Origin of the sequence: Flavobacterium sp. 20NA77.7 (genome assembly GCF_031326205.1) — a bacterium.
Lineage (GTDB): Bacteria > Bacteroidota > Bacteroidia > Flavobacteriales > Flavobacteriaceae > Flavobacterium > Flavobacterium nakdongensis.
The window spans coordinates 603136-627712 of sequence record NZ_CP133721.1 but is presented as its reverse complement, the minus strand read 5'-3'; the positions used below and the strand labels follow the sequence as shown (position 1 = coordinate 627712).

The window sequence follows — 24577 nt, the reverse complement described above, 5'->3', positions numbered from 1 at the left end:
TACTATTATTTTTTTATTTTTTTATAATCCAGTATCTCCAGACACAAAGCCTGTTGTACTAGTTGACATCATAATTCCTATAGACGATCCTTGTGCTCGAGTAAAAAAACCTAAAGCACTATTCATAGTAACACCAGATCCTACTATTTGAACCTGTCCTGCTCCTTGTTGAATGATTTGACAATAAAACCCTGCTGGTAGTGTTGAAGGAACGGTTACGGTAACTAATGAAGCGCTATTAACAACAATAAATCCGGCATTGTCAGAGGAAGTTAATGTAAAATTAGCTGTTCTATTTGATACTGTAGTTGAACCAACTGCATTTTGCCAAGTTGCGTTTCCTGATGCATCTGAAGTTAATACCTTTCCAGCACCTGGCGTACCCGCTCCATCGAATCTAACTGTACCTGTAGTATGTAATTGTGCTACAGGAGCTGATGTACCTATACCTATATTTCCTTGATCATCAATACGCATTCTCTCTATTGATTGTGCTACGCTATTTTGAGGAACAGTTCTAAAAAAAATTCCACCTCCATTATTTGTGGCAGTTTGATTACCTGCTGCATAACCAACAATATCTGTACCATTTAAAGGATAAGAAGTCCCATTTGAGGCACTGAACAAGATTCTACCCACATAATCTGTACTTAATATTCCTGAACCATGAGCTGTTGGACTTAATCCATAAGTTTTTTGAAGAATTAAATTAGCTGCTGCTTGTGTTGAATTTCCATATCTTTTTATGATTGAACTTAAACCATTAGTTGTGGCTATTTCAAATACTCCAGATGGAGAATTATTTCCTACCCCAACAAAACCATTTCCTAACACATTGAATAATGGCGTTGGCATTCCTGTTTGTGTAGCTGCAGTTGATATTTCTAATGCATTATTTGAACTTGTATTACCTGCAATTTTAACTTGTAATCCATTACCCGTTGCAGGTTGAGAATAAAAAGACCCAACAAAACCAGTTCCAGGAGTAGACCAGGTTAAACCTCCATTAAATGCATTTGTAGAATTGGTTCCTTGAATTGCATTCGCTGTATTAGAAAAAGTACTAATTGGTGTATTTGTACCTACACCAACATAGCTATTCCCTAAGACATTAAAATATGGCGTTGAAACTCCAGTTATTGATGAATTTTGTCCTACTTCAAATGCAATAGTTTGGTTTGAAGTATTTGCAACTTTAACCTGTAAACCATTAGAACCTACTACATTATTTGAGTTATATAACGAGGTATTGTAACCAGCATTATTTGTCAACCAACTAATTCCATTTGTACTTTGTATAGCGCTATTTGATGATACAAAATTAGTTCCTGCTGCTGCATTTGACAATAGTGAAAGAGGTGAAGTGGTGCTAAAACCGACATATCCATTAGCTTGCCATGTCATTACATTATTAGTAGCAACTCCATCACCATCATTCATAGCTAAATCTAATCTACTGGTAGCATTAGTATTACCAGATGTAACAGCATAACTTCCTAAATTAAATTGAGCAATATTTTCCCATTTTACACCTGGATTTTGAGGACGTTGCATTCTGAATATACCTTCTGTATTAATCGTATTTGTTGAGATTGAAGAATTTACTTGCAACCTTGTAGCTGGGGCATTTGTACCTATACCAACATTTCCTGTAGTTGGTTGAATTCTCATTCGCTCAAGCCAATCATTTGTAGCAAATGTAATTGGTTGATTTCCATTAGTATTCAATGATAGTTGAGTAGTTCCTAATAGACCCGCAGCATACACAGTTCCATTAATTAAACTATTGTATGTTGCTCCTGAATAACTTGCAAATCTAAAAGTTCTACTTGAACTGGTCACATCCACAGATGAAAGAGATGTGTTAAGTACAATTGAATTTGTATTTGCAGAGTTTCTAGATTTAATATCTCCAACAGTCTCAAATTTACTGACTGGTGAACTAGTTCCTATCCCCACATTAGTGCCATCATCAAAAATATTACTATCACCAAGTCCATTTGAACTTGTAAATTTTGGAACAAAATTAGTAGTTCCGCTACCTCCAATTTTATTGTTAAAAGTGGTCCAATCAGCTGTACTCAAAGCACCTCTGTTTGTTGCTGAAGCCGTTGGTACATTTAATGTAATTACTGGAGTAGTTGTAGAATTTGCTACTGTTGATGTAACATCAGTTCCTGAAATTCCAATAGTTAAGGCTGCTACATTGGTTACTGTACCATTATTTGGTGTTGGTATATTTAAGGTAGAACCTACTAATGATGCCGCACCTGTACCCGTAGTTGTTAATGTTATTGCTTCCTGCATACCTGAAGTAGCTGCTGTTACAAACGCAGTAGTTGCAATTTGTGTTGTATTTGTACCTGGTGTTGCTGTAGGTGCTAAAGGTGTTCCTGTTAAACTTGGAGATTCCAACGGTGCTTTCAACGCCAAATCTGGAACTGTGGGAGCATCAGCTGTTCCTCCTAAATCTCCTGCCAGTTTTATTTTTCCTTTAACAGAAGAAGTTGCGTCAGGTGTTGCTGAAGAGGCCACTAATCCATCAACATAAGCTTTATTTACGGCATCAGTACTACCTGTTGGCGCATCAGCTATTATGATTTTTGTTCCTGTAGGAACTGTTAAATTCCCTTCCATTGTGTCTCCATCCACATTCACATAACGTGCATCCGTTGTAGATAAATCGGTAGCTACTTCAAGCCAATTGGTTCCGTCATAAATAAATGTACGTCCATTATTTGGATTACCTGTCGAAGCCACAATATAAATATCTGAAGATTGTTTCGCTGGACTTGCATTTATGATAGATGTTGCCAAATCAGGATTAACTGGGGAACCCGTAAAAACCCTACCAATAATCACTGCAACATTACCATCTGATGCTGGTACAACTCCATTTACTGAACGAACTGCACCCGTAACATCAGTAACGGGAATAGAAGAAACCGTTGAAAAGTTTGCTCCTGTTGTGGTTTGTTTTATATATCCTGCAGTTATGCTCATATCTGCTCCTGAACCACCATTTTCGACAGAAATTATTTCTCCAATTTTTGCATTCGTAACAGCATCATCTGCTAATTTAGCTGTCGTAACCGCGTTATTAGCTAATTTTGCAGTCACAACTCCTAAGTCTTTAACTTTAAAAGGATTGGCTGTAGTACCTACCCCATCAATTGTAGTTAAATCAGCTACAGCTCCAAAAGCACTTTTATCTAACCAAGTAACATTTCCAGTGGCATCGGTAACTAAAACCGAATCATTAGATCCTGGTTGAATTTTTACTGGAGTAACTGCGGCATTCGCAATTTTTACTGTATTGATTGCGGCATTTGAAATTACTGGACTTCCTGCAGAAGAACCTGTACCGGCTAAATCTCCAGCTAACTGTAGTTTACCTTTTACGGTTGCAGTAGCATCTGGAGTAGCATTAGCATTTATTTGAGTATCTACATATGTTTTAACTGCATTTTGCGTTGGAAATAATACATCGCTTGTTCCTAATGTCGTAGTAGTAGATTTATTTACTGCATCTTCCTTACCATTTAATGCTGTTTGAACAGCTGTAGAAACTGGCTTATCAGCATCTGCGGTATTATCAACATTTCCTAAACCAACTGCCGTTTTATCTAATGTTTGCCACGTTTTATCCCCTCTCCAATATTGCGAAGTAGTTCCTGCAGCAATCGTATTTTCTTTATTTGCTAATCCAGGAACTGTTGGCAAATCGGCTGTTCCGCCTAAGTCTCCTGCAAGTTTCACTTTCCCTTTTACGGTAGTAGTAGCATCTGGAATAGTAGCATTAGAAATTTGACTATCTACATAAACTTTAACCGCATTTTGTGTTGGAAATAATACATCGCTTGTTCCTAATGTCGTAGTAGTGGATTTATTTACTGCATCTTCCTTACCATTTAATGCTGTTTGAACAGCTGTAGAAACTGGCTTATCAGCATCAGCGGTATTATCAACATTTCCTAACCCAACTGCCGTTTTATCTAATGTTTGCCACGTTTTATCCCCTCTCCAATATTGCGAAGTAGTTCCTGCAGCAATCGTATTTTCTTTATTTGCTAATCCAGGAACTGTTGGCAAATCGGCTGTTCCGCCTAAGTCTCCAGCAAGTTTCACTTTCCCTTTTACGGTAGTAGTAGCATCTGGAATAGTAGCGTTAGAAATTTGGCTATCTACATAAACTTTAACTGCATTTTGCGTTGGAAACAATACATCGCTTGTTCCTAATGTCGTAGTAGTAGATTTATTTACTGCATCTTCTTTAGCATTTAACGCTGTTTGAACAGCTGTAGAAACTGGCTTATCAGCATCTGCGGTATTATCAACATTTCCTAACCCAACTGCCGTTTTATCTAATGTTTGCCACGTTTTATCCCCTCTCCAATATTGCGAAGTAGTTCCTGCAGAAATCGTATTTTCTTTATTTGCTAATCCAGGAACTGTTGGCAAATCGGCTGTTCCGCCTAAGTCTCCTGCAAGTTTCACTTTCCCTTTTACGGTAGTAGTAGCGTCTGGCATAGCATTATTGGCAACAAAAGTTTCAACAGCAGACACACTAGGATACATTGTTGTCGATCCTGTGTTTGAAGTTATATTTGTTGATAAATTAGCTGTTGTTTGGGCACCAATTACATCTGCTACAGGAATAGAAGAAGTAGCTGTCATCGCAGCTGTTCCATTTCCTTTTACATATCCTGTTAAGGTAGACGCACCCGTACCTCCATTTGGAACAGAGATTACTTCCCCAATTTTAGCATTAGTAACCGCTCCATTTGCAAGTTTTGCCGTAGTCACCGCTAAATCTGCAATTTTATTTGTTACGATTCCTAAATCTTTTACTTTGAAGGGATTAGCTGTTGTCCCAGCTCCCTGAATCGTAGTCTGATCGGCAACCGCACCAAATGAGGCGCTATCTATCCAGGCTACATTCCCAGTCGAATCAGTAACTAAAACCGTATTATTTGCTCCTGAAGCTATCTTTATCGGAGTAACAGCACCATTATTTAACTTTGCTGTAGTTATCGCATTATTTGAAATTATCGGTGCAGTAGCTGTAGTACCAACACCACCTAAATCTCCTGCCAATTGAACCAAGCCTGTGCTAATGGTCGTAGCATTTTCAACATCTGTATTGGCTGCATAATACGCAAAAGGAACATAAGTGAAAGGTTGATTACTTATCGTTGTAAAATAAGTACAAACACCATTCGCATCTAGTTCAACACGTAAACTTTTTGGGTTATTACCCCAAACAACATTCGAAAAGGTAGACGCATACCCTCCTACTTGTTGACCTGTACCAATTACTAAATTCACAATACCATAAGCATCTGTAGTCACTTTCTGAGTTTCTAGGTATTCTATTTGATTTGTATGATCAATTATAGCAAAACGTAAACAAACCAATTTGTTTGATAAAGGGGTATTGGTATTATTAACTCCCGGTAATTGCTCTCCAGCAGGATTTACTATTAATGCCTGATAGGAAATGCCGTTTTGAGCAAATCCAACAAACGATACTAGTACTATTAAAAATAAATATATCTTTCTCATTCTTTTCTTTTCTTTCTTAATTTATATTATAATGAAGACCTAATTGAATTTGATGGGTTGAAAAACCTAATTTCTCCGAGGATTTATTCGAAACATTAAAGGCTTTAGAATAATTATATCCTGCACTTAATAAAATAGCTTCGGTAAGTTCTAATCGCAAATCAACGCCTCCCATAGGTTGTATTAACAAGCCTTTAAACTCGGAATGATTCTTAATATCATAAACCACATTGTTAAGTGTTTGTTCTCCTTTAACAATAGTACTTGTATTCAACCCTGCTTTAAGCTTAACAACAAAAGTATTTTTAGAAGAACGCACTACCGTACCCAAAACAGCATTCTGGATACCTAAATAACTCGTATTCCATGAATACGTGTTATTAAAATCTCCGCCTTTTGCATTAAATTGATTTAAGGTCAAACTAGCAGCATACGAAAAATTACTTTCCATACTAGAACTTGCTCCTCCAAATAAAAACTCATAACCAAATTCATAAAAAGAACCTGTAGAAGAACGTAAATTAGGATTAGATTGACCTAAGGAATTTTTGTAATTGTAAACCGTAGAATTACTCCCTAAATTGAAAAATAACTCCTGTGAAAATAGAGATTGGCTTACTAGTAAAACCAAAATCAACATAACTCTTTGTATCATTGTTTTATAATTTTTGCTGAATGAATATAGCTTCCTGAAGATAGTTTTACTAAATATTCAGCACTGGATAATTTTTTTAAATCTAGCGAAATTAAATTCGAATCATTTTGTACCGACTCCGAATGAACCAAACGACCTAAAATGTCAAAAACTAAAATATCGATAGTACTACCCGGGGAACTTGAAAAGGAAAATTTAACCAAATCAACAAACGGATTTGGATAAACAGTAGTAACAACAGAAATTGTATTCTCTGACACTATTCTACCCCAATTACTTTGCTGAAAACCTTGCTGAACAACATAGCCATTCGTAGAAGTACCAATAACAGATTGTTGACCAACCGTATATCGAACTAAATGACCACTAGAAGTAACTGAACTACCCCCTTGAGAACTTATCATCTCATGATGAAGTTGTTGACAATAAGAATTAAATCCTAAAGCTAACAACATAATTGTAACAAATATCCGCATTTATTGTTTGAATTATGTAAATCTTTAACAATTCATTAAAGACTAAAAATTAAAATGCAAATATAGTTATAATACAACTAAAAAAAATATTAAAAAACCACATAAAGATGTGTAGAATATGTACTACATAATTTTAAACACTTATTTATCAAATAGTTACACAAAGTATTAATTAATTAAGAAATTACACACAAAAAAATTAATTTGCTCCCCAAAATGAAATTTGATTATTCTCTAACAATTGAAATTGAGAAGATGAAAGATCAATATTATATAGTATAAACTCAGGAATATTTCCTGTAAACCCATTTTGACCAAACGAGGTATCAAGCGAACCCGTTGTTAAGCCTACCCCAAAAGTTGAATTTGCCTGCCAAGTTCTTGATGTTAAGCTAAGTGAAGTATTATTTCTATCAATTCCACTTACCCTAACGATTTTGCTGTTTACAAGTCTAACTATAGAATATTGCTTATATTTATTGAGGCCTACTGTTCCATCATTTAAAAAATTTCTTACCCCTTCCATAGAACCTAAATCAGTATACATTTGGTTTGCACCGTCTGGCCAGTTCATGTGTGCTGACCAACGGATACTATTGTCATTTGCATCTGAATGTCCAAAGGAGTTGTTAGTAGAAGTACCATTTGATACTTTTGCTATAGTTAAAACACTACCTCTTATTCCACTTGTCAATAAGGTATTCATAGACTTATTTACAACAACACTATGCTTAGATGTACCCGTAAACTGTAAAGTTGCATATTGATTAGTCGCACCCGCTGAAGTTAATGCAAACACAGGTTGCCTAGCAGTCGTTGCCTGTATTCCGTTATAGCCATTTGCTCCTTGATCATACCAAATAGTAACATATAAAGGATTAGCTCCTTTATAAATAGACAAAGTAGTGGTTTGCCCTAATGCAGCGCCACTACTACCAACAACCACTAATGTAACTATGCTATTGCCACTAACTACTCCATCGCTATCAAAAGCAACATCGATTTCTGAATTGTCAGTTGCTCTACGTAAACGAATAGCAGGCCCAGTATATCCTTCACGTAATTTTCTAGTACTAAATGCAAATGAAGGGGTTAAGCCAACCTGATCCAATATAGGCCTATTGTCGACAGGTATAATATAAGGCGTACCTACTACTTGTGCGGTACTATTAGCCGTTAAGAATTGAATTAATATAAAAGCAAAAATTAATTTATATTTAGTCATATTAATAGAAAATAATTATTTTACCATTACCCACATTAAATCCACTGGTATATACAATATTAGTACCAGCAGTAGCACTCACAAAAGAAGAGCCTCCTCCTCCTGCCCCTACCGAAGATCCGCCTCCAGCTCCTCCACCACCGCCAAAATATCCTGCTCCACCTCCTCCACCAGCTGTCCATGTAGAAGAATTAATAGAACCTCCTTTCCCTCCATTCAATGCTGTACCAGCAGTTGAAGCCACGGTGGCTGGATCTATTGAAACTCCTCTTGCTCCTCCTGCACTTTGAGTAGCGCCTTTTCCTCCTTCTTGATATCCTGCATAATTTCCTTGACCTCCACTTGTACCATTTGGTGCACCGGCCACACCGCCAAGCAATGCGCTTAACCCAGAATTTCCGCCTCCACCTCCTGCAATAGCAAATGCATTCGCTTGATTCTCAGAAGTTAAATATATTCCCGCTAGTCCTCCACCAGCAAAACCATTTCTAGTAGTTGTTGCACCATTTGATCCTCCTATACCACCTCCACCATATACAGCGTTAGCATTTATGGGCTGTCCACCAACAATTAAAATCAAAGTAGTTCCGGGCGTAACGGTTAATTCAGCAGTTACTTTTCCTCCCTTACCCGCATTTGTACCCCCACCTTGAGCGCCTACTAATTCAACTCCAATCTTCGTAACATCTAAAGGAACAACCCATGATTGTTGAGCACCCGTATAATTAAAAGTAACATTATTTTGAAAAGTAGCCAGTGGAACAATATAAGGTGTCCCCATAATTTGTCCAAAAGCATTTGTAACAACAAACAATAAAAAGGAAACTACTATTTTCTGCATATATCCTATTATAATCCGGTTGTCATATAATAATAAACCGTAGTTCCCATTACTATAAAAGTATATAAAGTGTGTTTACTTGCAATTGTAGCGCTATTATTTGGAGATTTAAAAGTAAAACCTGTTGCTGTAAAACTAGAAGTCCCCGAAGTAGCACCTTGTACTGCTAACGTATACGTTCCCCCATCTTTCAAATTTGTCAAAGTAAACGCTCCTGCACTGGCAGTGGTATAAGCTAAATTACTTTTAGAAAAATCAATACTTGTGCCAGCAGCTGCATTGAATGCAGTAGTATTTGTTGCCGCACCATTAACTTCTAATTTAGAGGTTGGATTTGAGGTCCCAATTCCTACGTTACCCGCTACAGGATTAAGAGTAAGAGGTAAGCCCGTCGCTAAATTTGATTTATCGACTGATTGAACATATGAACCAAATGGACTATTAGCATAAGTACCAAAATCCAATACATGATTAGTGCTTCCTTCTATACGCAAGATAGCATTTGATGCAGTTCCCGTCGTAGCAGGTTGATTATTGATTCCTACAATATTCATTTTTTGAGAAGGTGCAGTGTTCCCAATACCAATGTTTCCATTATTTAAAATAGTCAATCTTTCCAAAGCAGTACCACTTGGATTGGTCATAAACCTAAATCCTCCTGAACCTTGCTTACTATTTTGAAGGCGAAAGAAAAAATCAGAATCTCCCGCAAAAGAACCCGTATACGATCCATTATATATCCAATCAATGCGAGGAGAATTTGAATTGGTATTAAACTCTATTCCATAATTAGAACCTGTAGCTCCAACTACATTTCTCAAACTCATTCCACCTACAATATCTAAATTTGTAGTTGGATTTGGCGTGCCGATACCTACATTACCATTATGTTCAATTCGCATTCTTTCTATAGACGGTGCAATGCTATTTTGTGGTACCGTTCTAAACAATATTCCACCACCATTGTTAGTTGCAGATTGTAAACCGGCAGTGTAACCTACAATATCAGTTCCGTTTGTAGGATAAGTAGTCCCATTTGAAGCACTGAATAAAATTCTACCTACAAAATTTCCATTAGTTACAGCACCATGCGTTGCGGCATCAGCTCCCATAGTCTTCTGTAAAACTAAATTAGCGGGTGTAAGATCTGCCGTACCGCCCCTTCTGATTATTGTAGATAATGCATTGTTTGTAGCCACTTCTAATTGAGCTGAGGGTGTTGTGGTTCCTATACCTATATTTCCATTAGCTAATATTCGCATTCGTTCTAAATCATTAGTTGCAAAAGCCAAAGGACCATTATCTCTATTATTCAATGTAACCGTATTATTAGTGGTATTATCCCATTGAGCTACAAATCTTGAATTAGCATTTAATGAAAGTGTTCGAAACCATGTATTTGAAACAATAGTTGAAGTTGGCCCTCCTCTAAACCAAAATCCTTGATCGTTTAAAGAAGTTTGCCCAAAATAATTTGACCCATTTGCTACTTGAGACAAGGCAAACCATGCACCATTGTTAGGAATGGCATTACCAATTGCACCAGCTGAATCAGTAATATAGAAACCATTTCCTCGGTTTGCCCACACATTATAATCCCTTACTTCTGTTGTAGCAGAATTTATTCCATTAGCAGTAATTAAAGGTAATGTAGTTCCACTTGTAGCATAAATAACATTTCCTGAAGCGTCCAAGGATAAAAAGTTACTATTTGAAGAAGGCGTAGCTGCACTAGTTAAATTAGTAAATCTTAATCCTGATGTACCTGATATACCTGATGTAATTTCTAATTTAGTAGCTGGAGTATTGGTGCCAATGCCTACATTTCCATTACCCAATACATTAAACAAAGGGATTGATGTACCACTCAATGTAGTATTTTGTCCCACTTCTAAAGCTATTGTTTGATTTGAGGTATTGGCTACTTTTATTTGAAGTCCATTTGATCCAACTACATTATTAGAATTATATAAAGAAGTATTATAACCCGTTGTATTTGTTAACCAAGAGATACCTGTTGTACTTTGGGTAGAATTATTTGAGGAAACAAAATTTGTAGTACTGGCAGCATTAGAAAAAAGAGAAAGTGGATTTCCTATTCCAATTCCAATAAATCCAGTATCATTTTTTAAATAAAAGGCATTATTTTTAGCCGTACTCATCAAATTAAAATCTCTTGTTTTAGTGTCAAAATTATTTATAGAATTGTACGAGCCTAATTCAAAATAACCATTTGGAACAGCCACTGGCCCTAATTTTAATCTAGGTCCAGTAGCATCAGTTGGATCTATTGTAAAAGTATTTCCGTTTCCAATAGCCTTTAAATAACCACTTTTCACTTCAATACTACCTGATCTATCTATCACACTCGTTTTATCTGTACCCGCATCAGTAGTAGTTCCTTGCAGAGTAAAAGGAGAACCCTGACTTGGAGTGGGTATATTTAAAGTAGATCCTGTTAACGTAGCCGCTCCAGTTCCCGTTGTTGTTAACGTTAATACATCTTGCTTTGTTGTTAATCCAGGGACAGTTGGTAAATCAGCAGTTCCGCCAAGGTCACCAGCTAATTTTACGACTCCCTTTGAGGTTGTTGAAGCATCTTTATTGACTTCTATTTCTTTACCATTTTTACTGACTACTTTATCTTGGGCGTATGCCAAAATAAAATTAAAGAATAAAACTAAAATAAATACTTTTTTCATATGTTTAAATTTTATTTTTTAGTGGTAACATATTAAATCGCCTCTTTAACTATATATACTAGTTTAAACTAACTTTTAGTAGTGGCGATATGGTAACATGTATTTTTTACAAATATATTAATTAGTAATATAATCAAATGTTATTCTGTCATTAGCCAAGACTACGTACCCTCCATTATTTGAATTTGTATATGTCACAGTAGTTCCTGATACTGATATTGCTGCTTTTGGAACTCTAACTCCATTAATATACATAGCAATTTTTCCGATAGGAGTAGCTGTCAATGTAAAAGAACCTTGTGCAGCAGTAGCTACAAATTCATCAGTCTCCATTTTAACAATTGTATTCACATTTACTGGCTTCCAATTAGCACCATCATATTGCAACAATTGCCCATTTATCGGTGCTGTACTACTAACTGACGTTCCTTGTAATTTGATAACTGAAGGAGCTACAGCCGTCCCACCTAAATCTCCTGCTAATTGCAGTTTTCCTTTTACTGTAGAAGTTGCGTCTAGCGTAGTATTAGCCGTTATTTGACTATCTACGTATGCTTTATTTACAGCATCTGTTGCATTTGTAGGTGCATCGGCAATTGTTAAATCTTTTCCGGTAGGAATTGCTAAATCGCCTTGCATGGTTCCTCCTGCCAATTTCAAATATCGCGCATCTAAAGAAGCTTGGTTCGCTGTTACTTCTTGCCATGCAGAACCATCATAAATATATGTAATACCGTTATTTAATGCATTTGAATCACTCGAAACCACGTAAATATCTCCATTGTTAGGACTAGAAACTACAGTTGGTCTATTCGCTAAAGTACCCGTAAATACAGTTCCAAATGTTACTGTTACATTTCCATTGGCATCAGGACTAGAACCATTAACTTTTCTTACTGCTCCTGTTACATCTGCAACTGGTATTGTTGATGTAGTTGTAAAATTAGCACCTGCAGTTGCTTGCTTAACATACCCAGAGGTAGAAGACATATTTGTACCGGAACCTCCTTTTTCTACAGAAACAATTTCACCAAGTTTAGCATTCGTTATGGAAGCATTTGCAATCTTAACTGTAGTTACAGCATTATCAGCTAGTTTTACAGTGGTAATAGCACTTCCAGTAATTTTTGATGTAGTAACAGCATCATCATTAATTTTTATTGTTGTAACTGCATTATCTGCTAATTTTGCTGTCGTAATAGCACCATCTTTTACGGCAAAAGGAGAAAGTGTCGTTCCTGCGCCTTCTATTGTGATTTGATCTGCCACTGCACCAAAAGCACTTCTGTCAATCCAAGACACAGCACCTAAGTTATCTGTAACTAAAACAGTATTATTTGAACCTGATACAATTTTAGAAGTAGTAACCGAAGTATTTGCTAATTTAGCTGTCGTTATATTTCCATCAACAATATTTTCAGATTGCACTGCATTATCTGCTAGTTTAGCATTAGTAATGGCATCATTTGCAATTTTAATTGTAGTTACATTTTCATCTGTAATTTTTATAGTTGTAACCGCATTATCCGCTAATTTTGAAGTGGATACTGCACCAGTTGAAATCGTTGGATTTGCAGCATCATTAGAACCTCCTAAATCACCTGCTAATTGAATTTTACCTTTCACAGAACTTGAAGCATCTGCTATTGTAGCTGCTGCCACTGCAGTTGTAACAAATTCGGTTGTAGCAATTTGCGTTGAATTAGTTCCAGCTGATGCTGTAGGTGCTAAAGGGACACCTGTAAAGCTCGGTGAAGAAATTGGGGCTTTTGTTGCTAAAGCCGGAACCGTAGGTAAATCAGCGGTACCCGCTAAATCTCCTGCTAATTTTATTTTTCCTTTACTTGAAGTAGTAGCATCTGGTGTAGCACTATTTGCAACAAAATTTTCTACCGCAGCAACTGAAGGATATAATGTATTTGAACCTGTATTTGCTGTAATATCAGTAGCTAAATTCGCTGTTGTTTGTGCACCAACAATATCTGCCACAGGAATTGAAGTAACAGCTGTCATTGCATTTGTTCCGTTTCCTTTTACATAACCCGTAAGTGTTGTTGCTCCAGTCCCTCCATTTGGAACGGTTATCGTTTCTGCTAATTTGGCATTAGTAATAATACCATTTGCTAAATCTGAACCAATAATTGTTCCGTTTTGAATTTTATCCGTAGTAACAGCGTCTGAATTTATTTTATTGTTTGTTATTGCATTATCTGATATTATAGGTGCTGCAGCTGTAGTACCTGTACCTGCAAGATCTCCTCCTAATTGTATTTTACCTTTTAAACTAGTAGTTGCATCTGGGGCGCCACTAGCAATTTGCGCATCAACATAGGCTTTATTAACAGCATCTGTTGCAGTATTTGGAGCATCTGTTATTGTAATTTTTTTAGTAGCAGGAATTACAATATTTCCTTGCATTGTATCCCCAGCCAATCTCAAATAACGAGCGTCTAATGCGGCTTGATTAGGAGTTACTTCTTGCCATTGAGAACCATCAAAAATATAGGTTAATCCATTATTCAAAGGATTTGAATCCCCTGATACTACATAAATGTCCCCATTTGTTAGCTCAGGATTTGTTACTAAAGGAATATTGGATAAAATACCTGTTGATACTGTTCCAAAATCAACCGTTACATTTCCATTGCCATCTGGTAAACCACCATTAACTTTTCTTACAGCACCAGCTACATCGGCTACAGGTATTGATGTTACTGTTGTAAAATTAGCACCAATACTAGCTTGTTTAACATATCCAGTTGTTGCACTCATATCAGAACCTGTTCCTCCATCTGACACAGCAATCTGACCTGCGATTTTTGAAGTGTTAATAGTATTATCTGCAATATCAGCATTTAATATAGTTCCATCTAAAATTTTACCTGTTGTTACAGCATCATTTGCAAGCTTACTTGTAGTAACATTTAAATCTTTAATTTTTGCTGTTTCAACTGCGTTGTTTGCTAAATCATCAACAAGTATTGTTCCGTCAAGTATTTTAGCTGAAGTTACCGCGTTATCAGCTAATTTAGCTGTGATGATGCCTAAATCTTTTACTTTGAATGGGCTAGCTGTAGTTCCAGCGCCCTCTATAGTAGTCATATCTGCAATGGCACCAAAAGTATTACCATCAATCCAAGTTACTACACCTGTGTTGTCCGTTACTAAAACTTTACTATTTCCTCCTGACGCAATTTTTGAAGTTGTAACTGATGCATCAGCTAATTTTGATGTCGTTACATTAGCATCGGCTAATTTTGCAGTGGTCACATTTGCCTCTGCTAACTTAGCTGTCGTAATATTACCATCAATAACTTTTGCAGTTGACACAGAAGCGTCTGCGAGTTTAGCTGTTGTTATATTCGCATCAGCTATTTTAATAGTGGTTACCGCATTGTCTGCGAGTTTAGCTGTAATAATGCCTAAGTCTTTTACTTTAAATGGACTGGCTGTAGTTCCTGCGCCTTCAATGGTGCTTTGGTCTGCTACTGCCCCAAAGGCTGTACCGTCTATCCAAGCCACTGCGCCTGTGTTATCTGTTATCAATACTTTATTGTTACCTCCTGATGCAATCTTCGTAGTAGTTACGGCTGAATCGGCTAGTTTAGTTGTTGTAATGTTTAAGTCGGCTACTTTAGCCGTAGTTACATTAGAATCTGCAATCTTGGCGCTTGTTACATTAGCATCGGCGATTTTTGCTGTCGTTACATTTGAATCTGCAATTTTTGCTGTGGTTACATTCGCATCCGCTATTTTAATAGTCGTTACGGCATTGTCAGCTAGCTTAGCTGTGATGATACCTAAATCTTTTACTTTAAATGGACTTGCTGTAGTTCCTGCACCTTCTATAGTGCTTTGGTCTGCTACTGCACCAAAAGCTGTGCCGTCTATCCAAGCTACTACGCCTGTATTATCTGTGACCAATACTTTATTGTTACCTCCTGAAGCAATCTTCGTAGTGGTTACGGCTGCATTAGCTAATTTGCTTGTAGTTATATTTCCGTCAATCACTTTTGCAGTTGAAACAGAAGCGTCAGCTAATTTAGCTGTTGTTATATTTGCATCAGCTATTTTAATAGTAGTTACGGCATTGTCTGCTAGTTTAGCAGTGATAATACCTAAGTCTTTTACTTTGAATGGACTTGCAGTAGTTCCTGCGCCTTCAATGGTTGTTTGATCTGCTACGGCGCCAAAGGCCGTCCCGTCTATCCAAGCTACTGCGCCTGTGTTATCTGTTACCAATACTTTGTTGTTACCTCCTGAAGCAATCTTCGTAGTGGTTACGGCTGCATCGGCTAATTTAGTTGTGGTTACATTTAAATCTTTGATTTTTGCTGTTTCAACTGCGTTGTTTGCTAAATCATCTACGATAATCGTGCCGTCTAATATTTTGCCTGTAGTAACTGCATCAGTTGCTAGTTTAGCATTGGTAACGTTTGCATCAGCTATTTTAATAGTAGTTACGGCATTGTCTGCTAGTTTAGCTGTGATGATGCCTAAGTCTTTTACTTTAAATGGACTGGCTGTAGTTCCTGCGCCTTCAATAGTGCTTTGGTCTGCTACTGCCCCAAAAGCTGTTCCGTCTATCCAAGCCACTGCGCCTGTGTTATCTGTGACCAATACTTTATTGTTACCTCCTGAAGCAATTTTCGTAGTAGTTACAGCTGCATCGGCTAGTTTGGTTGTGGTTACGTTTAAATCTTTGATTTTTGCTGTTTCAACTGCGTTGTTTGCTAAATCATCTACGATAATCGTGCCGTCTAATATTTTGCCGGTAGTAACTGCATCAGTTGCTAGTTTGGCATTAGTAACATTAGCATCAGCTATTTTTGATGTCGTTATATTGGAGTCTGCAATTTTTGCAGTCGTTACATTTGCATCGGCTATCTTAATAGTTGTTACAGCGTTGTCAGCTAACTTAGCTGTGATGATGCCTAAGTCTTTTACTTTGAATGGACTTGCAGTGGTTCCTGCACCTTCAATGGTTGTTTGATCTGCTACGGCGCCAAAGGATGTCCCGTCTATCCAAGCAACTGCGCCTGTGTTATCCGTCACTAATACTTTGTTGTTTCCGCCTGAAGCAATCTTTGTAGTCGTTACCGCAGCATCAGCTAATTTGGTAGTCGTTACATTTAAATCTTTAATTTTTGCTGTTTCAACAGCGTTGTTTGCTAAATCATCTACGATAATCGTTCCGTCTAATATTTTGCCTGTAGTAACCGCATCGGTAGCTAATTTGGCATTGGTAACATTGGCATCTGCTATTTTTGCGGTGGTTATGTTACTGTCTGCTATCTTAGCGGTGGTTACATTGGCATCCGCTATTTTTATTGTAGTTACTGCACCATCGGCTAGTTTAGCAGTGATGATTCCTAAGTCTTTTACTTTAAATGGGCTTGCAGTGGTTCCTGCGCCTTCTATAGTGCTTTGATCTGCTACTGCCCCAAAAGCTGTACCGTCTATCCAAGCTACTGCGCCTGTGTTATCTGTGACCAATACTTTATTGTTACCTCCTGATGCAATCTTCGTAGTGGTTACAGCCGCATCGGCTAGTTTGGTTGTGGTTACATTTAAATCTTTGATTTTGGCTGTTTCAACTGCGTTGTTTGCTAAATCATCTACGATAATCGTGCCGTCTAATATTTTGCCTGTAGTAACTGCATCAGTTGCTAGTTTAGCATTGGTAACGTTTGCATCAGCTATTTTCGATGTCGTTACATTTGAATCTGCAATTTTTGCTGTGGTTACATTTGCATCAGCTATTTTAATAGTAGTTACGGCATTGTCTGCTAGTTTAGCTGTGATGATGCCTAAGTCTTTTACTTTAAATGGACTGGCTGTAGTTCCTGCGCCTTCAATGGTGCTTTGGTCTGCTACTGCCCCAAAAGCTGTTCCGTCTATCCAAGCCACTGCACCTGTGTTATCCGTCACCAATACTTTATTATTACCTCCTGATGCAATCTTCGTAGTAGTTACAGCCGCATCGGCTAGTTTGGTTGTGGTTACGTTTACATCCGCTAGCTTTGAAGTAGTGATGGCGTTGTTTGAAATTATTGGAGTAGCCGCCGTAGAACCTGTTCCTGCTAAATCTCCTGCTAATCTTACTTTACCATTAACTGCACTTGTTGCATCAGGAGCACCATTGGCAATTTGAGCATCTACATATGCTTTATTTGCTGCGTCTGTTGCATTTGTTGGTGTATCAGTTAGTGTGATTTTATTATTAGAAGGAATAATAATATTTCCTTGCATAGAATCGCCCGTTAATCTCAAATACCTTGCGTCTAAAGCAGCTTGATTTGGAGTTACTTCTAACCAATTTGTACCATCATATATAAATGTTCTACCATTATTTGTAGAAGAATCATTTGCAATTACATAAGTATCCCCATTAGCTGGATTTGGCACAACCGTCGCAATATTTGATAAAGTACCTGAATAGACAGTACCCCAATTTATTGTTACCTCACCATTAGAATTAGGCAACGTTCCGTTAACTTTTCTGACAGCTCCCGTTACATCAGCGACTGGTATTGTGGTTACAGTTGTAAAACTAGCACCCGTACTGGCTTGTTTAACATATCCAGTAGTTGTACTCATATCTGACCCAGTGCCGCCTTCAGTAACAGCAATTTGACCTGCTATTTTTTCAGTTGTGATAGTATTATCTGCAATATCTTCATTTATAATTGTTGCATTAATTATTTTATCTGTTGTTACAGCATCAGTAGCTAATTTAGCATTTGTTACATTTGAATCGGCTATCTTGGCTGTCGTTACATTTGCATCAGCTATTTTTGATGTCGTTATATTGGAATCTGCAATTTTTGCTGTGGTTACATTTGCATCAGCTATTTTAATAGTAGTTACGGCATTGTCTGCTAGTTTAGCTGTGATGATGCCTAAGTCTTTTACTTTAAAAGGACTTGCTGTAGTTCCTGCGCCTTCAATAGTGCTTTGGTCTGCTACTGCCCCAAAGGCTGTACCGTCTATCCAAGCCACTGCACCTGTGTTATCCGTCACCAATACTTTATTATTACCTCCTGAAGCAATCTTCGTAGTAGTTACAGCCGCATCGGCTAGTTTGGTTGTGGTTACGTTTAAATCTTTGATTTTTGCTGTTTCAACAGCGTTGTTCGCTAAATCATCTACGATAATCGTGCCGTCTAATATTTTGGCTGTAGTTACTGCATCAGTTGCTAGTTTAGCATTGGTAACGTTTGCATCAGCTATTTTTGATGTCGTTATATTGGAGTCTGCAATTTTTGCAGTCGTTACATTTGCATCGGCGATTTTAATAGTAGTTACGGCATTGTCTGCTAGTTTAGCAGTGATAATACCTAAGTCTTTTACTTTAAATGGACTGGCTGTAGTTCCTGCGCCTTCAATAGTGCTTTGGTCTGCTACTGCCCCAAAGGCTGTACCGTCTATCCAAGCTACTGCGCCTGTGTTATCTGTGACCAATACTTTATTGTTACCTCCTGATGCAATCTTCGTAGTGGTTACAGCCGCATCGGCTAGTTTGGTTGTGGTTACATTTAAATCTTTGATTTTGGCTGTTTCAACTGCGTTGTTTGCTAAATCATCTACGATAATCGTGCCGTCTAATATTTTGCCTGTAGTAACTGCATCAGTTGCTAGTTTAGCATTGGTAACATTAGCATCAGCTATTTTTGATGTCGTTACATTTGAATCTGCAATTTTTGCTGTGGTTACATTTGCATCAGCTATTTTAATAGTAGTTACGGCATTGTCTGCTAGTTTAGCTGTGATGATGCCTAAGTCTTTTACTTTAAATGGACTGGCTGTAGTTCCTGCGCCTTCAATGGTGCTTTGGTCTGCTACTGCCCCAAAGGCCGTCCCGTCTATCCAAGCTACTGCGCCTGTATTATCTGTTACCAATACTTTGTTGTTACCTCCTGAAGCAATCTTCGTAGTGGTTACGGCTGCATCGGCTAATTTAGTTGTGGTTACATTTAAATCTTTGATTTTTGCTGTTTCAACTGCGTTGTTTGCTAAATCATCTACGATAATCGTGCCGTCTAATATTTTGCCTGTAGTAACTGCATCAGTTGCTAGTTTAGCATTGGTAACGTTTGCATCAGCTATTTTCGATGTCGTTACATTGGAATCTGCAATTTTTGCTGTGGTTACATTTGCATCAGCTATTTTAATAGTAGTTACGGCATTGTCTGCTAGTTTAGCTGTGATGATGCCTAAGTCTTTTACTTTAAATGGACTGGCTGTAGTTCCTGCGCCTTCAATAGTGCTTTGGTCTGCTACTGCCCCAAAAGCTGTTCCGTCTATCCAAGCCACTGCGCCTGTGTTATCTGTGACCAATACTTTATTGTTACCTCCTGAAGCAATTTTCGTAGTAGTTACAGCTGCATCGGCTAGTTTGGTTGTGGTTACGTTTAAATCTTTGATTTTTGCTGTTTCAACTGCGTTGTTTGCTAAATCATCTACGATAATCGTGCCGTCTAATATTTTGCCGGTAGTAACTGCATCAGTTGCTAGTTTGGCATTAGTAACATTAGCATCAGCTATTTTTGATGTCGTTATATTGGAGTCTGCAATTTTTGCAGTCGTTACATTTGCATCGGCTATCTTAATAGTTGTTACAGCGTTGTCAGCTAACTTAGCTGTGATGATGCCTAAGTCTTTTACTTTGAATGGACTTGCAGTGGTTCCTGCACCTTCAATGGTTGTTTGATCTGCTACGGCGCCAAAGGATGTCCCGTCTATCCAAGCAACTGCGCCTGTGTTATCCGTCACTAATACTTTGTTGTTTCCGCCTGAAGCAATCTTTGTAGTCGTTACCGCAGCATCAGCTAATTTGGTAGTCGTTACATTTAAATCTTTAATTTTTGCTGTTTCAACAGCGTTGTTTGCTAAATCATCTACGATAATCGTTCCGTCTAATATTTTGCCTGTAGTAACCGCATCGGTAGCTAATTTGGCATTGGTAACATTGGCATCTGCTATTTTTGCGGTGGTTATGTTACTGTCTGCTATCTTAGCGGTGGTTACATTGGCATCCGCTATTTTTATTGTAGTTACTGCACCATCGGCTAGTTTAGCAGTGATGATTCCTAAGTCTTTTACTTTAAATGGGCTTGCAGTGGTTCCTGCGCCTTCTATAGTGCTTTGATCTGCTACTGCCCCAAAAGCTGTACCGTCTATCCAAGCTACTGCGCCTGTGTTATCTGTGACCAATACTTTATTGTTACCTCCTGATGCAATCTTTGTAGTGGTTACCGCAGCATCAGCTAATTTGGTAGTCGTTACGTTTAAATCCGCTAGCTTTGAAGTGGTGATGGCGTTGTTGGCTACTTTATTTGTTGTTACATTTAAATCCGCAATTTTGTCAGTTGTTACAGCATTATCAGCGATTTTAGCAGTAATGATACCTAAATCTTTTACTTTAAAGGGGCTTGCTGAAGTTCCTGCGCCTTCTATGGTACTCATGTCGGCCACTGCTCCAAAGGCTGTTGCGTCAATCCATGCTACTACACCTGTATTATCTGTCACCAGTACTTTACTATTTCCACCTGAAGCTATCTTTGTAGTGGTTACGGCTGCATTAGCTAATTTATTGGTAGTAACATTTAAATCAGCAAGCTTTGCAGTAGTTACGTTGGCATCCGCAATTTTTGAAGTCGTTACATTCAAATCTGCAATTTTAACTGTTGTAACTGCGCCATCGGCTAATTTAGCTGTGATTATACCTAAGTCTTTTACTTTAAAGGGACTTGCTGTAGTTCCTGAGCCTTCTATAGTATTCATATCTGCTACTGCTCCAAACGCTGTCGCATCAATCCATGCTACTACACCTGTATTATCTGTAACCAGTACTTTACTATTTCCACCAGAAGCTATTTTTGTTGTAGTTACCGCAGCATTAGCTATTTTAGAAGTTACCACTGCGCCATCGGCTAACTTAGCGGTAATTATTCCCAAATCCTTAACTTTAAATGGACTTGCAGTAGTACCTAAACCTTCGATAGAAGTCATATCTGCAACTGCACCGAAAGAACCGCTATCAATCCATGCTACATTTCCCATAAAATCTGTTACTAAAACAGTATTATTAGAACCTGGTGCAATCTTATTCGGTGTTACTGCAGCAGTTGCAATTTTATTGGTAACTATCCCTAAATCTTTTACTTTGAATGGACTTGCAGTTGTACCAGCTCCTTCAATGGAAGTCATATCAGCAACTGCTCCAAATGAAGCGCTATCTATCCAAGCCACCGCACCTGTTGCGTCAGTAACTAATACGGTATTATTTGTACCCGAAGCTATTTTTGAAGTTGTAACTGCTGCATCAGCTAATTTAGTAGTAGTTACATTTAAATTTTTGATATCAGCTGTTTGAACTTCTCCATCTAATATCTTATCAGTGGTTACAGCATCGGCTGCTAATTTAGCATTAGTAACTGCTAAATCTGCAATTTTATTTGTTACGATTCCTAAATCTTTTACTTTGAATGGACTAGTTGTTGTACCGGCTCCCTGAATCGTAGTCTGATCGGCAACTGCTCCAAATGAGGCGCTATCTATCCAGGCCACCGCACCTGTTGCGTCAGTAACTAATACGGTATTATTTGTACCCGAAGCTATTTTTGAAGTTGTAACTGCTGCATCAGCTAATTTAGTAGTAGTTACATTTAAATTTTTGATATCAGCTGTTTGAACTTCTCCATCTAATATCTTATCAGTGGTTACAGCATCGGCTGCTAATTTAGCATTGGTTACTGCTAAATCTGCAAGTTTATTTGTTACAATTCCTAAGTCTTTTACTTTGAATGGATTAGCTGTTGTACCGGCGCCTTCAATAGTAATTTGATCTGCCATTACACCGAAAGCATCTTTATCAATCCATGCTACTGTACCTGAATTGTCAGTTACTAATACTTTATTGTTACCGCCTGAAGCTATTTTTTCAGTAGTTACAGCAGCATCCGCAAGTTTTGGTGTTGTAACATTTAAATTTTTAATATCAACCGTTTGAACTTCCCCGTCTAATATCTTATCAGTGGTTACAGCATCTGCTGCTAATTTAGCATTAGTCACCGCTAAATCTGCAATTTTATTTGTTACGATTCCTAAATCTTTTACTTTGAAGGGATTCGCTGTTGTTCCCGCTCCCTGAATCGTGGTTTGATCGGCAACTGCACCAAACGAAGCGCTATCTATCCAAGCCACATTCCCAGTCGAATCAGTAACTAAAACCGTATTATTCGCTCCTGAAGCTATCTTTATCGGAGTAACAGCACCATTATTTAACTTTGCTGTAGTTATCGCATTATTTGAAATTATCGGTGCAGTAGCTGTAGTCCCAACACCGCCTAAATCTCCTGCCAATTGAACCAAACCTGTACTAATGGTAGTAGCATTTTCAACATCAGTATTGGCCGCATAATACGCAAAAGGAACATAGGTGAAAGGTTGATTACTTATCGTTGTAAAATAGGTACAAATACCATTAACATCTAATTCAACACGTAAACTTTTTGGATTATTACCCCAAACAACATTCGAAAAGGTAGACGCATACCCTCCTACTTGTTGACCTGTACCAATAACTAAATTCACAATACCATAAGCATCTGTAGTCACTTTCTGAGTTTCTAGGTATTCTATTTGATTTGTATGATCAATTATAGCAAAACGTAAACAAACCAATTTGTTTGATAAAGGGGTATTTGTATTATTAACTCCTGGTAATTGCTCGCCAGCAGGATTTACTATTAATGCCTGGTAGGAAATGCCATTTTGAGCAAATCCAACAAACGATACCAGTACTACTAAAAATAAATATATCTTTCTCATTCTTTTCTTTCTTAATTTATATTATAATGAAGACCTAATTGAATTTGATGGGTTGAAAAACCTAATTTCTCCGAGGATTTATTCGAAACATTAAAGGCTTTAGAATAATTATATCCTGCACTTAATAAAATAGATTCGGTAAGCTCTAATCGTAAATCAACTCCACCCATAGGTTGTACTAACAAGCCTTTAAACTCGGAATGATTCTTAATATCATAAACCATATTGTTAAGGGTTTGTTCCCCTTTAACAATAGTACTTGTATTCAAGCCTGCTTTAAGCTTAACAACAAAAGTGTTTTTAGAAGAACGCACTACCGTACCCAAAACAGCATTCTGTATACCTAAATAACTCGTATTCCAAGAATACGTGTTATTAAAATCTCCACCTTTTGCATTAAATTGATTTAAGGTCAAACTGGCAGCATAAGAAAAATTACTTTCCATACTAGAACTTGCTCCTCCAAATAAAAACTCATAACCAAATTCATAAAAAGAACCTGTAGAAGAACGTAAATTAGGATTAGATTGACCTAAGGAATTTTTGTAATTGTAAACCGTAGAATTACTCCCTAAATTGAAAAATAACTCCTGTGAAAATAGAGATTGGCTTACTAGTAAAACCAAAATCAACATAACTCTTTGCATCATTGTTTTATAATTTTTGCTGAATGAATATAGCTTCCTGAAGATAGTTTTACTAAATATTCAGCACTGGATAATTTTTTTAAATCTAGCGAAATTAAATTCGAATCATTTTGTACCGACTCCGAATGAACCAAACGACCTAAAATATCAAAAACTAAAACATCGATAGTACTACCCGGGGAACTTGAAAAGGAAAATTTAACCAAATCAACAAACGGATTTGGATAAACAGTAGTAACAACAGAAATTGTATTCTGTGAAAGTATTCTTCCCCAATTACTTTGCTGAAAACCTTGCTGAACAACATAACCTGTTGTAGAAGTACCCGTAACCGATTGTTGACCAACCGTATAACGAACTAAATAACCACTTGATGTAACTGAACTGCCCCCTTGGGAACTTAACATCTCATGATGAAGCTGTTGACCATAAACAACATTGCCTACAGATAACAACATAACTATAATAAATATCCGCATTATTAATTATTATTATGTTAACCTCTCTAATAAAAGATTAAAAAATTAACATGCAAATATAATTAGAAGAATCTATTAAATAAACAAAAACAATACGCATTAAGATGTGTTATTGCTAAATAATTACTTACAAATAAAAAGTTATAGAATAT

9 protein-coding genes are annotated in these 24577 nt (G+C 37.3%); all 9 read right to left on the bottom strand.

Annotated elements, in window-relative coordinates; genetic code table 11:
* Positions 1-21 precede the first annotated feature (21 nt).
* Complete coding sequence (locus tag RF683_RS02600; protein ID WP_309532660.1) at positions 22-5565, bottom strand: beta strand repeat-containing protein; 5544 nt, start codon at positions 5563-5565, stop codon at positions 22-24.
* Between the two features lie 16 nt (positions 5566-5581).
* A complete protein-coding gene (locus RF683_RS02595) occupies positions 5582-6220 on the bottom strand; it encodes a hypothetical protein (protein ID WP_309532659.1) in 639 nt (212 codons plus the stop codon).
* Complete coding sequence (locus tag RF683_RS02590) at positions 6217-6696, bottom strand: T9SS type A sorting domain-containing protein (protein ID WP_309532658.1); 480 nt, start codon at positions 6694-6696, stop codon at positions 6217-6219. The genes RF683_RS02595 and RF683_RS02590 overlap by 4 nt, the downstream gene beginning before the upstream one ends.
* A 199-nt stretch (positions 6697-6895) precedes the next feature.
* Complete coding sequence (locus tag RF683_RS02585; RefSeq protein ID WP_309532657.1) at positions 6896-7921, bottom strand: hypothetical protein; 1026 nt, start codon at positions 7919-7921, stop codon at positions 6896-6898.
* A 1-nt stretch (position 7922) separates the two neighbouring features.
* Positions 7923-8762 carry a glycine-rich protein gene (locus tag RF683_RS02580; protein WP_309532656.1) on the bottom strand — a complete coding sequence of 280 codons (840 nt, stop codon included), beginning with the start codon at positions 8760-8762 and terminating at the stop codon, positions 7923-7925.
* An 8-nt stretch (positions 8763-8770) separates the two neighbouring features.
* Entirely contained in the window at positions 8771-11464 is a 2694-nt protein-coding gene (locus RF683_RS02575; RefSeq protein WP_309532655.1) for a beta strand repeat-containing protein, read from the bottom strand.
* 117 nt (positions 11465-11581) lie between these two features.
* Positions 11582-23299, bottom strand: a complete 11718-nt coding sequence (locus RF683_RS02570) for a hypothetical protein (protein WP_309532654.1) — start codon at positions 23297-23299, stop codon at positions 11582-11584.
* A gap of 11 nt (positions 23300-23310) precedes the next feature.
* The gene (locus tag RF683_RS02565; RefSeq protein ID WP_309532653.1) at positions 23311-23949 is read right to left on the bottom strand and encodes a hypothetical protein; all 639 of its coding nucleotides are present in this window, start codon (positions 23947-23949) and stop codon (positions 23311-23313) included.
* A complete protein-coding gene (locus tag RF683_RS02560; RefSeq protein ID WP_309532652.1) occupies positions 23946-24425 on the bottom strand; it encodes a T9SS type A sorting domain-containing protein in 480 nt (159 codons plus the stop codon). Before RF683_RS02560 ends, RF683_RS02565 begins: the two co-directional genes overlap by 4 nt.
* Between the last annotated feature and the right edge of the window lie 152 nt (positions 24426-24577).

What these genes read in the sequence shown, in the direction of transcription:
- RF683_RS02585 (WP_309532657.1), bottom strand. Translation starts at nt 7,921, where the DNA reads ATGACTAAATATAAATTAATTTTTGCTTTTATATTAATTCAATTCTTA.
- RF683_RS02580 (WP_309532656.1), bottom strand. Translation starts at nt 8,762, where the DNA reads ATGCAGAAAATAGTAGTTTCCTTTTTATTGTTTGTTGTTACAAATGCT.
- RF683_RS02565 (WP_309532653.1), bottom strand. Translation starts at nt 23,949, where the DNA reads ATGATGCAAAGAGTTATGTTGATTTTGGTTTTACTAGTAAGCCAATCT.
- RF683_RS02600 (WP_309532660.1), bottom strand. Translation starts at nt 5,565, where the DNA reads ATGAGAAAGATATATTTATTTTTAATAGTACTAGTATCGTTTGTTGGA.
- RF683_RS02570 (WP_309532654.1), bottom strand. Translation starts at nt 23,299, where the DNA reads ATGAGAAAGATATATTTATTTTTAGTAGTACTGGTATCGTTTGTTGGA.
- RF683_RS02590 (WP_309532658.1), bottom strand. Translation starts at nt 6,696, where the DNA reads ATGCGGATATTTGTTACAATTATGTTGTTAGCTTTAGGATTTAATTCT.
- RF683_RS02595 (WP_309532659.1), bottom strand. Translation starts at nt 6,220, where the DNA reads ATGATACAAAGAGTTATGTTGATTTTGGTTTTACTAGTAAGCCAATCT.
- RF683_RS02575 (WP_309532655.1), bottom strand. Translation starts at nt 11,464, where the DNA reads ATGAAAAAAGTATTTATTTTAGTTTTATTCTTTAATTTTATTTTGGCA.
- RF683_RS02560 (WP_309532652.1), bottom strand. Translation starts at nt 24,425, where the DNA reads ATGCGGATATTTATTATAGTTATGTTGTTATCTGTAGGCAATGTTGTT.